Below are 14728 nucleotides of genomic sequence, written 5' to 3' on the forward strand. Positions count from 1 at the left end.
CGACACGAGGTCGGGCGAAGAAAAATCAGGAGCCCAGACGATAGTTCGGGGACTCTTTGGTGATCGTCACGTCGTGAACGTGGCTCTCCTGGATACCCGCACCGCTGATGCGTACGAATTCCGCTTTAGTACGCAGCAGGTCGATGGTACCACAGCCGGTCAGACCCATACAGGAGCGCAGGCCGCCCATCTGCTGGTGAATGATCTCTTTCAGACGGCCTTTATAGGCAACGCGACCTTCGATACCTTCCGGCACCAGTTTGTCGGCGGCGTTATCGGTCTGGAAGTAACGGTCGGAGGAGCCTTTGGACATCGCGCCCAGGGAGCCCATACCGCGGTAGGATTTGTAAGAACGGCCCTGGAACAGTTCGATTTCACCCGGGGATTCTTCAGTACCGGCCAGCATGGAGCCGACCATCACGGCAGCGGCACCCGCGGCGATTGCTTTGGCGATGTCGCCTGAGAAGCGGATACCGCCGTCAGCGATAACCGGAATACCGGTGCCTTCCAGCGCTTCAACCGCGTCAGAAACGGCGGTGATCTGTGGAACGCCAACGCCGGTCACGATACGGGTGGTACAGATAGAGCCAGGACCGATACCCACTTTCACTGCACTACAACCGGCGTCAGCCAGCGCGCGAGCGCCTGCGCCCGTTGCCACGTTACCGCCAATGATCTGCAGGTCAGGATATTTGGCACGGGTATCACGAATACGTTGCAGAACGCCTTCGGAGTGGCCGTGAGAGGAGTCAATCAGCAGGACGTCAACGCCCGCCGCAACCAGTGCGTCAACGCGCTCTTCGTTACCGGCACCTGCGCCAACCGCAGCGCCGACGCGCAGACGGCCACGCTCGTCTTTACAGGCGTTAGGTTTACGTTCTGCTTTCTGGAAGTCTTTAACGGTGATCATGCCGCGCAGGTGGAAGCTGCTGTCAACAACCAGCGCTTTTTCAACGCGTTTTTCGTGCATTTTTGCCAGCACCACGTCGCGGGTTTCACCTTCGCGCACGGTAACCAGACGCTCTTTCGGCGTCATGTACACGCTGACAGGCTGGTTCAGGTCAGTCACGAAACGCACGTCACGACCAGTGATGATACCGACCAGTTCGTTCTCTTCCGTCACAACCGGGTAACCGGCAAAGCCGTTACGTTCGGTCAGGGCTTTCACTTCGTGCAGGGTCGTGGTTGGCAGAACGGTCTGTGGGTCAGACACAATGCCGGATTCATGTTTCTTCACGCGGCGAACTTCTTCGGCCTGACGTTCGATAGACATGTTTTTGTGAATAAAGCCAATGCCACCTTCCTGTGCCAGAGCGATAGCCAGGCGCGCTTCAGTCACGGTGTCCATTGCCGCAGAGAGCATAGGAATGTTCAGGCGAATGGTTTTCGTCAACTGCGTGCTGAGATCGGCAGTATTCGGCAGAACGGTGGAATGAGCGGGAACGAGGAGGACGTCGTCAAACGTCAGTGCTTCTTTAGCGATACGTAGCATGGGCAATATCTCTGACCTGGGTGGTTAAATATTGCCGTGGCATTATACAGAGCGTAACCGATTGCATCTACACTTTTTTAAAAAAAATGCTTGCGATCGCCTCTCAGCAGGTTACTATCGACTGAATAACTTGCTGATTTAGAATTTGATCCCGCTCACATGTTATCCTCTCAATCCCCCTCAATTTATACTGTCAGCCGCCTTAATCAGACGGTGCGTTTGCTGCTTGAGCAGGAAATGGGGCAGGTCTGGATCAGCGGTGAGATATCTAACTTTACGCAACCCTCTTCCGGTCACTGGTACTTTACCTTAAAGGACGATACCGCCCAGGTGCGCTGCGCGATGTTCCGCAACAGCAACCGTCGCGTGACGTTCCGCCCTCAGCACGGCCAGCAGATTCTGGTTCGCGCCAATATCACCCTGTATGAACCGCGCGGCGATTATCAGATTATCGTCGAGAGCATGCAGCCTGCGGGCGAAGGTTTGTTGCAGCAAAAGTATGAACAGTTAAAAGCCAGGCTCTCCGCCGAGGGGCTGTTCGACCAGCAGTACAAAAAGACGCTGCCCTCCCCTGCCCACTGCGTTGGGGTCATCACCTCAAAAACCGGCGCCGCACTGCACGATATTTTGCACGTTCTGAAGCGTCGCGACCCTTCCCTGCCCGTCATCATCTACCCGACCGCCGTTCAGGGTGATGATGCGCCAGGTCAGATCGTGCGCGCTATTGAGCTGGCGAACGCGCGCCGGGAGTGCGACGTGCTCATTGTCGGGCGCGGCGGCGGCTCGCTGGAAGATCTCTGGAGCTTTAACGACGAGCGCGTGGCGCGGGCGATATTTGCAAGCCTTATCCCCGTGGTGAGCGCCGTCGGCCACGAAACGGACGTAACGATAGCCGATTTTGTCGCGGATCTGCGCGCGCCTACACCGTCCGCGGCGGCGGAAGTGGTCAGCCGCAACCAGCTGGAGCTGCTGCGTCAGATTCAGAACGGCCAGCAGCGTCTTGAGATGGCGATGGACTACTTCCTTGCCAACCGTACCCGTCGCTTTACCCAGCTTCATCACCGTCTTCAGCAGCAGCACCCGCAGCTGCGTCTGGCACGCCAGCAGACCGTGCTGGAGCGCCTGCGTCAGCGCATGAACGTTGCGGTGGACGCGCAGCTTAAGCGTGCAGTATCGCGCCAGCAGCGCGTGACGCAGCGCCTGAACCAGCAGAACCCGCAGCCGAAAATTTATCGTGCGCAAACGCGGATTCAGCAGCTGGAGTATCGTCTGGCGGAGACTATCCGGGCGCGCCTGAGCACCACCCGCGAACGTTTTGGTAATGCGGTGACCCATCTTGAAGCGGTCAGCCCCCTCTCCACGCTGGCGCGCGGCTATAGCGTGACGACAGCGACGGACGGCAAAGTGCTGAAGCAAACCAAACAGGTGAATGCCGGTGATGTGCTGACGACGCGTCTTTCAGACGGCTGGGTAGAAAGCGAAGTGAAATCAATTAAACCGGTGAAAAAGACGCGTCAGCGTAAAACCGGATAATTCTTCGCCGGTTACTTACTATACTGCTGCTATTCCCTTTTTTAATAAGGAGAGCAGCATGCCCCATCTTCATAGCGTTATTCCCCCTTATATTCTTCGTCGTATTATCGAAAGCGGTTCCGAGCCGCAGCAGCGCTGTGCCCGTCAGACCTTAACCCACGTCCAGACGCTGATGGCCCACATGCCCGGCAAACCCGCCGCGCCGCACGTGAATAAAGCCGGACAGCTGGAGCGCGATATTTACGATGCGAAGCAAACCCAGGATCTACCGGGTACGCAGGTGCGTTACGAAGGACAGCCGTCGAACGGCGATGTGGCGGTGGATGAAGCCTACAATTATTTAGGCATTACCCATGATTTCTTCTGGAAAGAATATCAGCGTGATTCGCTCGATAATAAAGGGCTTATTTTGACCGGCACCGTGCATTACGGTCGGGAATATCAGAACGCCTTCTGGAACGGTCAGCAGATGGTATTCGGCGATGGCGACGGGGAAATATTTAACCGCTTTACCATCGCTATCGACGTGGTGGCGCACGAGCTGAGCCACGGTGTGACTGAGACAGAAGCCGGGCTTATCTATTTTGAACAGTCGGGGGCGCTGAACGAGTCTCTGTCGGACGTGTTTGGCTCGCTGGTTAAACAGTATCATCTGAAGCAAACCGCCGATAAAGCTGACTGGATCATTGGTGAAGGGTTGCTGGCGGCGGGGATTAACGGCAAAGGGCTGCGCTCAATGTCTGAACCCGGCACCGCCTATGACGATCCTCTGCTCGGCAAAGACCCGCAGCCTGCGCACATGAAAGATTTCATTAAAACGCGCGAGGATAACGGCGGCGTGCATCTGAACTCCGGCATCCCCAACCGGGCATTCTACCTGGCTGCGACGGCGATCGGCGGCTATGCCTGGGAAAAAGCGGGTTATGCCTGGTACGACACGGTTTGCGATCGCAATCTGGCGCAGGATGCGGATTTTGAGGCCTTCGCAAAACTGACGATCGCGCACGGAGAGAAACGCTCCGGTGGCGACGCTGGGGCGGCCATTAAACAAGCCTGGGAACAGGTGGGAGTATTGTAAATGCAGGTTCCGGAACTGACGGATGACGCCGTGGTTGAGCTGGCCCGGGAAGGTGGCGTCGCTTTTATTCCCAAGCTGAGTGGCCAGCGTACCATCGCGCTCTCCTCACTCAATGAGGCTCAGCGCCAGCGCCTGGTGAGCATCCTGGAGCAGGCTTTTCCACGCGGCCAGCCGCCCGGGCAAGCCTCTTCACCCGGCAGCGGCGACCAGCGCTATTTCCGTATCCAGATTATCTGGACCGGACAAAATCAGGCGCACTACGCCGATATCATCGTGCTGGTGCCTGAGCAGGAAGCACCCGAGTCGCTGGTCGAACTGTGGAAGAAAGGCGAAGGCTGCGTGTGCGATTAACCTTCGGCCCGAACAAACTCCACGCGTTTTTTAGAGATAAGACCGTGGCCGTTCTGGCAGAAATAGTCCACCGCGCCGCAGGCTTTTAATACCTGGAGTGGCTGATGGCACTCCGGGCAGCGGGCTTCAAGCGCGATGTCCTTATTACAGCTTTCGCAGTGCGCCACCCCATTCTGAGGCTCAAGCAGTGCCTGGCAATCCGGGCAGGTAATCGTCATGGTGACTCCTTTAAAGCGTTCAGGTCTGCAATAATTTTACCACGTCGCGTTCAGTGCGGGCCACGCAACTGTTGCTGTAACGCCAGCAGCAGCGTCACTTCCTCGATCCTGCGACGCGTCGTGCGGCTCACCTCGTGCGGATCCCGTTCAAACAGACTGTTGGCGCCCAGAATATGCTCTGCAAGACAGTGCTCGTAGATCGTGCCGGGAATGTTCCAGCGTTGACGCGTGTCGCCATTCATCAGATCCAGCACATCTTCAGCGCCGTGCCGGTCGTAACTGATGATACGCCCGTCGCGCAACCAGAGCCGCAGGCCTTTTTGCCCGCCCGCGGGTCCCGCGTATTTGTTAAGCCAGATATCCACCGGCACGCCGCTGATGCTTCCCTGAAGATGCGCCTCGCCTTCCGCCGTGGTCAGGTCGCCTTTTGCAATATCGCGCCCCAGGCGGTCTTTAGCCGTGACGACCCGCAGCGTCATCTCATCATTCCCGCCCAGATAACGCACCGTTTCGCGCAGCATCGCCAGCACGTGCGTACCGATATCCAGAATCACGCCATCAGGGTGGCGAAGCGTACGCGCGTCCGGCTCGCCCGTGGCAAAGTTAAGCGCGATGGGTTCCCCTGCAGCGTTATATCCGCTCGGCTCCTGCAAAAAACCGTCGATTTTGACGATGTCAGCGATATTGCCAACCAGCGACCGCTTCACCGTTTCGATACGCGCCATCCAGTGATCGAGCGCCAGCACGCGGGAGGCGACGTCGGGGTCCGCCAGCAGCGCGTTGAGCTTTTCTGTTTGGGGAAGCGTGGCGACAATCGGTTTTTCAACCACGATGCGGGAAACCGATGAGGCGAGAGCGAGTTCAAGCACCTCAAGATGGTGCAGCGACGCCGTGGTAATAAACAGGGTATCAAGCGGCTGGGAGAGGAGTTCAGCCAGTGTGGCGCAGCGCGTTATCCCCTCCGGCTGTTTTACGGGCTGGATATCAAAGCCTAAACAGTGAGGGAGATTATCAAAGCATTTTCGTATTGCGGGCAGGTAAGCTGTTTCAACGACTGCGCCAAGACCAACAAACCCTAACAGCATGTTCTTACCTCGTCGAATAAATTGCCGGGGCATAACACCGCCCCGGCAAGATCGAGGTTTATGAGGCGTTAGCTGCCGGTTTAGCCTGCGCATTTTCCAGCATGCGGCGCACCGGAACAATGAGGACGATCAGTACCGCGGCACAAATCAGCAGCGCGACGGAGCAGCGCGCAAAGAGATCCGGCAGCATATCCAGCTGATCGGCCTTCACGTGGCCGCCAATCAGGCCCGCCGCCAGGTTACCCAGCGCGCTGGCGCAGAACCACAGCCCCATCATCTGGCCGCGCATTCTTTCCGGCGCCAGCAGCGTCATGGTCGCCAGGCCAATCGGACTCAGGCACAGTTCGCCGAGCGTCAACATCAGGATGCTGCCCACCAGCCACAACGGCGACACGCCCGCGCCACCGCTGCTCAGCACGTTCTGAGCCGCCAGCATCATCAGGCCAAAGCCCGCCGCAGCGCACAGAATACCAATAACAAACTTGGTGATGCTGCTCGGGCGAATGTTTTTGCTCGCGAGCTTCGGCCATGCCCAGCTAAACACCGGTGCCAGCAGGATGATGAACAGGGCGTTGATCGACTGGAACCACACCGCCGGGATTTCAAAATCACCAATCATGCGGTTAGTGTAGTCGTTAGCAAACAGGTTGAACGAGGTTGGCTTTTGTTCGAACGCGGACCAGAAGAACGCCGCAGAGATCAGCAGAATAAAGCAGACCAGCAGCCTGGCGCGCTCTTTACGGTTCAGGCCCGCAAAAACAAACAGATAAATAAAGTAGAGGGCGACGGACGCCGCAATCACGTAGACCAGCACGCTGGCTACCGCGACCGGGTTAATCACAATTACACCCTGCGCAATCAGCGTCACGATCGTTGTCACGCCTGCCGCCAGCGCCAGCAGCCAGACGCCCACGCCGTTACGCTTCACCACCGGGCTGTTCCAGGTAGAGTCGAGGCCGACTTCGCCGTCATAGCGTTTCATTGCCGGAACGGCAAACACGCGGAAGATAATCAGCGCCACCAGCATCCCGATGCCGCCAATACCAAAGCCCCAGTGCCAGCCGTGCGTTTTAATCAGCCAGCCGGAAATCAGGGGTGCGATGAACGAGCCCATGTTGATGCCCATATAGAACAGCGAGAAACCGCCGTCACGACGCGCGTCGCCTTTTTTATACAAGGTGCCGACCATCACCGAGATACAGGTCTTAAACAGTCCGGAGCCAAGCACGATGAACATCAGGCCGATAAAGAACAGGTTGTTCCCCATCACCGCAGAGAGCGCGATCGACAGGTGACCGAGCGCAATCAGGATCGAACCGTACCAGACGGCTCTCTGCTGACCGAGCCAGTTATCGGCCAGCCAGCCGCCCGGCAGCGCGGCCAGGTACATGGTACCGGCAAAGATACCGACAATCGCCGAGGCGTTTTCACGCGCCAGGCCCATCCCGCCGTCATAGACGGTGGCGGCCATAAACAGGATCAGTAACGGACGAATGCCGTAAAACGAGAAACGCTCCCACATCTCGGTGAAGAACAGGGAACCGAGCGGATACGGATGGCCGAAGAACGTTCGGCTCTCTTTTTGATTAACAGTGGATTGCATAATTCTCCCGAAAGGTATGTCGTCGTGCTTGTAAACACCAGCAGGTACGCCGGCCAGTTACGTATCTGGCCGATTTTTTACATGCGGCGAAAAGTTAGTTAACCATTTGATAACCAGGCGCTAGTTTTGTCTAGTACCGGACCCTGGACTTTAAGATGAAAATTCGACGATTGTCTACTTTTCTGGATTTAAAGATGGTTGAGAGTGAATAGTGATTGACTTCACACAGAGAAAACCAACGGTATGATTGGGCAAAAAAAACCCGCGATAAACGCGGGCCTTTGTGAGATCGGCAAGACTTATTTGCTTTTCTTAATGTGCTTAATCAAGCGCTTACGCTTACGCATCTGGTTTGGCGTCAGGGTGTTGCGCTTGTTGGCGAACGGGTTTTCCCCTTCCTTGAACTGGATACGGATAGGCGTACCCATCACGTCCAGCGATTTACGGAAGTAGTTCATCAGATAGCGCTTGTAGGAATCCGGCAGGTCTTTCACCTGGTTGCCGTGGATCACCACGATTGGCGGATTATAACCACCGGCGTGAGCATATTTCAGCTTCACGCGACGGCCGCGCACCAGCGGTGGCTGATGGTCTTCCGCAGCCATATTCATGATGCGCGTCAGCATCGCGGTGCTCTGGCGACGGGTGGAGCTGTCATACGCTTCACGCACGGATTCGAACAGGTTACCCACGCCGCTGCCGTGCAGCGCAGAGATAAAGTGCACGCGGGCAAAGTCGATAAAGCCCAGACGGAAGTCGAGGGTCTCTTTCACCTGCTCGCGCACTTCATTGCTCAGGCCATCCCATTTGTTGACCACGATAACAAGCGAGCGCCCACTATTCAGGATAAAGCCGAGCAGAGAGAGGTCCTGATCGGAGATACCTTCGCGTGCGTCGATGACCAGCAGCACTACGTTGGCATCTTCGATCGCCTGCAGGGTTTTGATAACGGAGAATTTTTCCACCACATCGGTGATTTTCCCGCGCTTACGCACCCCGGCGGTGTCGATGAGGACATACTCACGCTCATCGCGCTGCATAGGGATGTAGATACTGTCACGGGTGGTGCCCGGCATGTCGTAAACGACCACGCGCTCTTCACCCAGAATACGGTTAGTAAGCGTAGACTTACCTACGTTTGGACGACCCACGATTGCCAGCTTGATCGGCAGATCCTGCGGGTTGAAGTCGTCTTCAGGCTCTTCTTCGCCCTCTTCACCTTCTTCGAACTGCGCCCAGTATTCCGCGTCTTCATCCACCTCTTCCGGCGGGTTCACTTCGTCAACCCACGGCAGCAGAACGGTTTCCAGCAGACTGGTGACGCCACGACCATGCGATGCCGCAATCGGGTAGATTTCACCCAGGCCCAGAGACCAGAAATCCGCGACGGCCTGATCGGCATCAATACCGTCAGTTTTGTTCGCCACCAGGAAGGTCGGCTTTTCGCGTGAACGCAGGTGTTTGGCAATAGCGGAGTCCGCCGGCATCAGGCCAGCGCGCGCATCCACCATAAACAGCACCACGTCCGCTTCTTCAATCGCCAGCAGCGACTGTTCCGCCATGCGGGTTTCAACGCCGTCTTCTGTACCGTCAATACCACCGGTATCAATACAGATGAACTCGCGTCCTTCCACCTCTGCACGACCGTACTTACGGTCACGCGTCAGCCCCGGGAAATCCGCAACCAGCGCATCACGGGTGCGTGTTAAACGGTTAAAAAGAGTGGATTTTCCAACGTTAGGGCGCCCGACAAGCGCGACCACAGGTACCATGTTTGAAGCCTCATAAAATTCACATAAACGTCGCTTTTGCGGCGTTTTTAAAAATGTCAAAACGGCTCCTGAGTGAACAGGAGCCGTTTAGTATACTACAACCGCCGGGTAATTAACGCGTGATCGCGTACAGCGTGCCGTCTTTTGCCTGAATCAGCAGTTTGCCGTCGGCCACAACCGGATCGGTCAGGAAACCGGAGCTGTCGACTTTTTGCTGCGCAACAAAGCGACCGTTATCCGGATCGATCCAGTGCATATACCCTTCGCTGTCACCGACCACCAGGCTACCGTTGTACAGCGCTGGCGAGGTCAGCAGACGGTGCAGCAGATCGCTTTGCGTCCACAGCGTCACGCCACCTTCGGTGCTCAGCGCCAGCAGACGGTCATTCTGATCGACCATATAGATGCGGTTACCCTCAACGATGAAATCATTCACAGAGCCCAGCTCACGTTTCCACATGATCTGGCCGCTGCGCAGATCCAGCGCGGTCAGGTTGCCGTTATAAGCCAGCGCGTAAACCACACCGTTAACGATTACCGGCGTTGTGTCTACGTCGCTCAGACGGTCAATTTCCGTTGAGCCAGTGGCCTGAGAGATACGCTGCTGCCAGATCATCTGGCCCTGCTGCATCATCACTGCGCTCACGCGACCGTTGTCACCGCCCACAATGGCAGCACCAAATGCGGTAGCCGGCGCGGATTCGCCGCGCAGAGAGAGCGCAGGCATATCCAGGTTAACGGTCCATTTCACCAGACCGTCCGCTTCGTTCAGCGCCTGCAGCTGGCCGTTGCTGGTATGAATCAGTACCAGGCCATCGCTCACCACCGGACGAGACAGGGATTCACCCGCCACGGTTGTTTGCCAGGCAATAGAGCCATCGCTGCTGTTCAGCGCATAAACCTGCGCTTTTTCGCTGCCCACGTAGACATGACCACCGGCAACGGTCAGACCGCCAGACAGCAGTGCAGGTTTACGGGAGAACCAACCGTCTTTTTCCGCCAGGTTAACGGACCAGACTTCTTTCCCGTCATCAGCGTTCACCGCTTTCACGGTACCTTTGCGGTCAGCGGCATAGACAACGCTGTCTGCATACGCCGGATGAAGGTTGGAATAGAAATCACCAATCCCATTGCCCACGGAGACATCCCACGCGGTGGATGGGGTAAACTGGTTTTCAACCGTCGGCAGTGGGGACATTTTCACAACGTCTTCTTCGCCACTGAACAGTGAACAACCACTCAATAACGTAACAGAAAGCAGTCCTGGCAGAAGTAATTTACGCAATTGCATCGGGTCCCTCTCAGACGGACAAATTATTTATTTTCATCTGCATCATTTCGCTCAGCGCAGGTGAGGCATTGCTCTCTACGCCAGCTTGCCACGCTTTACGCGCGCCCGCTTTGTCACCTTTGCTCAGCAGTGCTTCACCGCGCAGATCGGCAACGATGGCAGCAAAACCTTCGCCTTTGATGGTATCGAGCGTTTTCAGCGCATCGTCAGCTTTCTTCTGCTGAACCTGAATACGTGCCAGGCGCAGATTGATCACCGCTTTCAGGTTCTCATCGCTGGCCGCAGCAAGGCTCTGAGAGAGCTGAGCAGCGGCTTTATCCAGTTCGTTCTTATCAACGTACTGCTGAGCCACTTCCAGCGCAGCCAGTGCACCGTAGGTGTTTTTATTGTCAGCCGCAAATTTTTCTGCCGCAGTCAGCGTTTGCGGCTGATCGGCACGAATTGCGCTAACGGTAGTTTCATAGGACAGTGACGCGCCGCGCGCGGAATCCGCCTGATGACTGTTCCAGTAACGCCAGCCCATCAGCGCACCGACACCTAAAATAACCCCAACAACCAGCGCTTTGCCGTTTTCAACAAAGAAGCGTTTAATCGCGTCGACCTGATCGTGTTCGTTCTCGTAAATTTCCACGCAGTCCTTCTCCTTAGCCCAATAGAGTGCGCAAGTGCGCCGCAACGCTGTCCTGCGTTACCGTTGTCTGCTCACCAGAGCGCAGGTCCTTCACCACCACTTCGCCGTTAGCCACTTCGGACTCACCCAGCACCAGTGCAATACTTGCGCCCCACTTATCGGCACGAGCAAACTGTTTTTTAAAGTTGCCGCCGCCATGGTTGGTCATCAGCTTAACGCCCGGCAGCGCATCGCGCACGCGTTCGGCAAGCTGTATTGCCGCAGACTGCGTATCCGCACCTGAGGCCACCAGGTATATATCGACAACGGATTCTGCTTTAAATTCCGGATTAACTGCCTGAACCAGCAAAACAAGTCGCTCAAGGCCCATCGCGAAGCCAACAGCTGGCGCCGCACGGCCACCGAGTTGCTCAACCAGACCGTCATAACGGCCGCCCGCACATACGGTGCCCTGAGAGCCGAGGCTGGAGGTTACCCACTCAAACACGGTACGGTTGTAGTAGTCCAGACCGCGCACCAGGCGCTGATTCACGGTATAGGCGATGCCTGCCGCTTCAAGCAGCTTGCACAGACCCGCGAAGTGTTCACGAGACTCTTCATCCAGGTAGTCACCCAGCGCTGGCGCATCATTCAGCAGTGCCTGAACATCCGCGTTTTTGGAATCCAGAACGCGCAGCGGGTTACTGTACATGCGACGTTTGCAGTCTTCGTCCAGCTTCTCTTTATGCTGTTCCAGGAACGCTACCAGCGCATCGCGGTAGTTAGCGCGTGCTTCCAGAGAACCGATAGAGTTCAGCTCAAGGGAAACGTGATCGGCGATACCGAGGGCGCGCCACCAGCGGGCGGTCAGCATAATCAGTTCGGCGTCGATGTCCGGGCCCTGCAGACCAAAGACTTCCACACCCAGCTGATTGAACTGGCGATAACGACCTTTCTGAGGACGTTCGTGGCGGAACATCGGGCCGATATACCACAGGCGCTGCTCCTGATTGTACAGAAGACCATGTTCGATGCCGGCGCGTACGCAGCCCGCCGTACCTTCCGGACGCAGAGTCAGGCTGTCGCCGTTGCGGTCCTCAAAGGTGTACATCTCTTTTTCAACCACGTCGGTGACTTCACCAATCGCGCGTTTGAATAACGGGGTCTGCTCTACAATCGGCAAACGGATTTCGCTGTAACCGTAGCTGCCGAGCACCTGCTTCAGTGTGCCTTCAATGCGCTGCCAGATGGCGGTTTCGCCAGGCAGATAATCGTTCATGCCGCGGATGGCTTGAATGTTTTTTGCCACGTTTATTCTCTTTCTATATACAAAAAAAACCCAAAGAATGGGTTCAATCATACATGGGAAGCGGCACGCTTCCCATCACGTTATTTTTCAACCTGCTGAACGCTGATACGCTGTGTTTCGTCCATCATGGCGGCTTTGGCGCGGATGCGGGCTTCAAGCTGGTCGATCATGTCGCTATTATCCAGACGATCTTTTCGAACGCCATCTTCATAGAGACCACTTTTCTTGTTACCGCCGGTTACGCCCAGGGTTGACACCAGTGCTTCACCCGGACCGTTCACCACGCAGCCGATGATGGAGACGTCCATCGGGGTGATAATGTCTTCCAGACGTTGCTCCAGGGCATTCACCGTCCCGATCACATCAAACTCCTGACGTGAGCAGGTTGGGCAGGCAATGAAGTTGATCCCACGCGCGCGAATACGCAGTGATTTCAGAATATCGAAACCGACTTTGATCTCTTCGACCGGATCGGCCGCCAGCGAGACGCGCAGGGTGTCACCGATCCCTTCTGAGAGCAGCAGCCCCAGACCGATCGCGGATTTTACAGAGCCGCTGCGCAGGCCACCCGCTTCGGTGATCCCGAGGTGCAGAGGCTGGTCGATCTGCTTTGCCAGCAGGCGATAAGACTCTACAGCAAGGAACACGTCGGACGCTTTTACGCTGACTTTGAACTGATCAAAGTTAAGACGGTCGAGATGATCGACATGACGCATCGCGGATTCGAGCAGCGCCTGTGGCGTAGGCTCGCCGTATTTTTCCTGGAGATCTTTCTCCAGGGAACCGGCGTTAACGCCGATACGGATAGGAATATTTTTATCGCGGGCGCAGTCCACTACCATGCGGATACGCTCTTCGTTTCCGATGTTGCCTGGGTTAATACGCAGGCAATCGACGCCGTATTCGGCCACTTTCAGTGCGATGCGGTAGTCGAAGTGGATATCAGCCACCAGCGGAACGCTGACCTGCTGTTTGATCAGCTTGAACGCCTCGGCGGCATCCATGGTTGGGACGGAAACGCGAACAATGTCCGCGCCTACACGTTCTAATGCTTTGATTTGATTGACCGTCGCTTCCACATCAGTGGTGCGCGTGTTGGTCATCGACTGAACGGCGATAGGTGCCCCATCGCCGATTGGCACATTCCCAACGTAAATCCGTTTCGATTTTCTACGTTGAATCGGAGCCTGGTTATGCATGAAAAATCTCCCGCGTTGCCCGTCTGTTACTGTGCTGCTGATTGTTCGGCATTAACGGTAAGACGCGCAACCTGGTTAGTTCTGATAAAGCGGCTCAGGTCGACAGGTTTTCCTTGATACTGGATCTGTACCGCTGCCGGAGCGCCGATTTTAAGTTTATAAGGAGCCTGGCCAGTTAGGTTTAACGTGCCATCTTTACGCTGCAGGCCGCTGAACAGTTTTTTACCTGTCGCGTCAGTCACTTCCAGCCAGCAGTCGGCGCTGAAGTTCATCACCAGCGCGTTGGGATCGGCTGCTGTCGCCGTACCCGCCGGGCTGGTTGGCAGAGACGCTGCACTATTGTCTGCAGGCTGAGTAGCCGCAGGCGCGTTCGCCGCAGTATCAACATTGGCCTGAGAAGGGGCAACAACCGCGTTTTGATCCTGAGCCTGCGGCGCAGCGGTGTTAGCCGTTGCTGCCGGGGCCTGTGCTGCACCGGTCGCCGACGCGTCTGGCGCTGCGGTCTGTGGCTCGCTGGAGGAAGCTGCGCCGTCGGTATTCAGCGGCACATTCTGACCGTTATCGCTTCCGGCCTGGTTGAGTTCGGCGGAGGATTGATCGGCCATGGTGGTGATCTCTTCCTGCTGCGCCTTGTGGTTTTGCCACCACCATGCACCGGTCAGACCGATCACCACAAACAGCACCAGCCAGGTAAAGCTCATCAGCCAGCCATCACGTTTTTTACGACGTTTCCCCAGGGAGAAGGTCTGCATCGGCGCAACTTTTGCTGCACGGACCGGGGCCTGCTTCTCCATCATTGGCAGTAATTCGTTTTCGGGGATATGCACCAGTTTTGCGTAAGAGCGGATATAACCGCGCAAGAACGTTGAAGCCAGATCGGCGGGTGCCTTATCTTCTTCAATATCGCGAACCGTGGAAACCTTCAGGCACAAGCGTTCCGCAACGGCTTGCTGGCTGAGTCCGAGTTGTTCACGGGCGTTGCGAAGACGAACGCCAGTGGAGAGTGCTTCATGTTGGTCGTGAGTGGCTTCAGTATTCATTCGCTACAACTACTGGTACGTGAAAAATAAGGGTTCAGGTGCCGGTGAGTCACAATGCTACCCGCACCGCGAAACTTCTGGTCAGTTAACCTTAAACAGAGAGTATAAGACTGTCAGCCCGGAGATGACAGTACAGCCCTGCCCGTA

General features: G+C 56.3%; 13 protein-coding genes. 3 read left to right on the forward strand and 10 right to left on the reverse strand.

Going from position 1 to position 14728, the window contains the following annotated elements:
* Positions 1-25: 25 nt before the first annotated feature.
* Positions 26-1492: an IMP dehydrogenase gene (guaB, locus tag FU672_RS05415; RefSeq protein WP_148242437.1), complete on the reverse strand. Its 1467-nt coding sequence runs from the start codon at positions 1490-1492 to the stop codon at positions 26-28.
* A gap of 159 nt (positions 1493-1651) precedes the next feature.
* Between guaB and xseA the strand changes: the two genes are divergently transcribed.
* From xseA to FU672_RS05430, 3 genes are read left to right on the forward strand one after another with little or no spacing between them, the layout of a single operon-like run.
* Positions 1652-3025 (forward strand): exodeoxyribonuclease VII large subunit, encoded by a 1374-nt coding sequence (xseA, locus tag FU672_RS05420; RefSeq protein WP_148242438.1) that lies wholly within the window; start codon positions 1652-1654, stop codon positions 3023-3025.
* A 58-nt stretch (positions 3026-3083) separates the two neighbouring features.
* Positions 3084-4103: a M4 family metallopeptidase gene (locus FU672_RS05425; RefSeq protein WP_148242439.1), complete on the forward strand. Its 1020-nt coding sequence runs from the start codon at positions 3084-3086 to the stop codon at positions 4101-4103.
* The gene (locus FU672_RS05430; protein ID WP_024908659.1) at positions 4104-4454 is read left to right on the forward strand and encodes a protealysin inhibitor emfourin; all 351 of its coding nucleotides are present in this window, start codon (positions 4104-4106) and stop codon (positions 4452-4454) included.
* Here FU672_RS05430 and FU672_RS05435 read toward each other — a convergent pair.
* The 9 genes from FU672_RS05435 to rodZ form a co-directional block, all read right to left on the reverse strand.
* Entirely contained in the window at positions 4451-4672 is a 222-nt protein-coding gene (locus FU672_RS05435; RefSeq protein ID WP_032648740.1) for a zinc ribbon domain-containing protein, read from the reverse strand. The two genes, FU672_RS05430 and FU672_RS05435, sit on opposite strands and share 4 nt — an antisense overlap.
* A 50-nt stretch (positions 4673-4722) precedes the next feature.
* Positions 4723-5757: a Gfo/Idh/MocA family oxidoreductase gene (locus tag FU672_RS05440; RefSeq protein ID WP_148242440.1), complete on the reverse strand. Its 1035-nt coding sequence runs from the start codon at positions 5755-5757 to the stop codon at positions 4723-4725.
* 58 nt (positions 5758-5815) lie between these two features.
* On the reverse strand, positions 5816-7360 hold the full coding sequence (locus tag FU672_RS05445; protein WP_148242441.1) for a peptide MFS transporter: 1545 nt from the start codon (positions 7358-7360) through the stop codon (positions 5816-5818).
* Positions 7361-7659: 299 nt separating this feature from the next.
* Positions 7660-9132 (reverse strand): ribosome biogenesis GTPase Der, encoded by a 1473-nt coding sequence (der, locus tag FU672_RS05450; RefSeq protein WP_047346809.1) that lies wholly within the window; start codon positions 9130-9132, stop codon positions 7660-7662.
* A gap of 112 nt (positions 9133-9244) precedes the next feature.
* Positions 9245-10423 (reverse strand): outer membrane protein assembly factor BamB, encoded by a 1179-nt coding sequence (gene bamB / locus FU672_RS05455; protein WP_148242442.1) that lies wholly within the window; start codon positions 10421-10423, stop codon positions 9245-9247.
* A gap of 10 nt (positions 10424-10433) precedes the next feature.
* Positions 10434-11054: a YfgM family protein gene (locus FU672_RS05460; RefSeq protein ID WP_148242443.1), complete on the reverse strand. Its 621-nt coding sequence runs from the start codon at positions 11052-11054 to the stop codon at positions 10434-10436.
* A gap of 13 nt (positions 11055-11067) precedes the next feature.
* Positions 11068-12342, reverse strand: coding sequence for a histidine--tRNA ligase (hisS, locus tag FU672_RS05465; RefSeq protein ID WP_148242444.1), 1275 nt, complete (start codon positions 12340-12342; stop codon positions 11068-11070).
* Positions 12343-12422: 80 nt separating this feature from the next.
* Positions 12423-13541, reverse strand: coding sequence for a flavodoxin-dependent (E)-4-hydroxy-3-methylbut-2-enyl-diphosphate synthase (gene ispG, locus FU672_RS05470; protein ID WP_023308814.1), 1119 nt, complete (start codon positions 13539-13541; stop codon positions 12423-12425).
* Positions 13542-13567: 26 nt separating this feature from the next.
* Positions 13568-14581 (reverse strand): cytoskeleton protein RodZ, encoded by a 1014-nt coding sequence (gene rodZ, locus FU672_RS05475; protein ID WP_148242445.1) that lies wholly within the window; start codon positions 14579-14581, stop codon positions 13568-13570.
* Positions 14582-14728: the final 147 nt, after the last annotated feature.

Source organism: Enterobacter asburiae, from assembly GCF_008080435.1.
Lineage (GTDB): Bacteria > Pseudomonadota > Gammaproteobacteria > Enterobacterales > Enterobacteriaceae > Enterobacter > Enterobacter asburiae_C.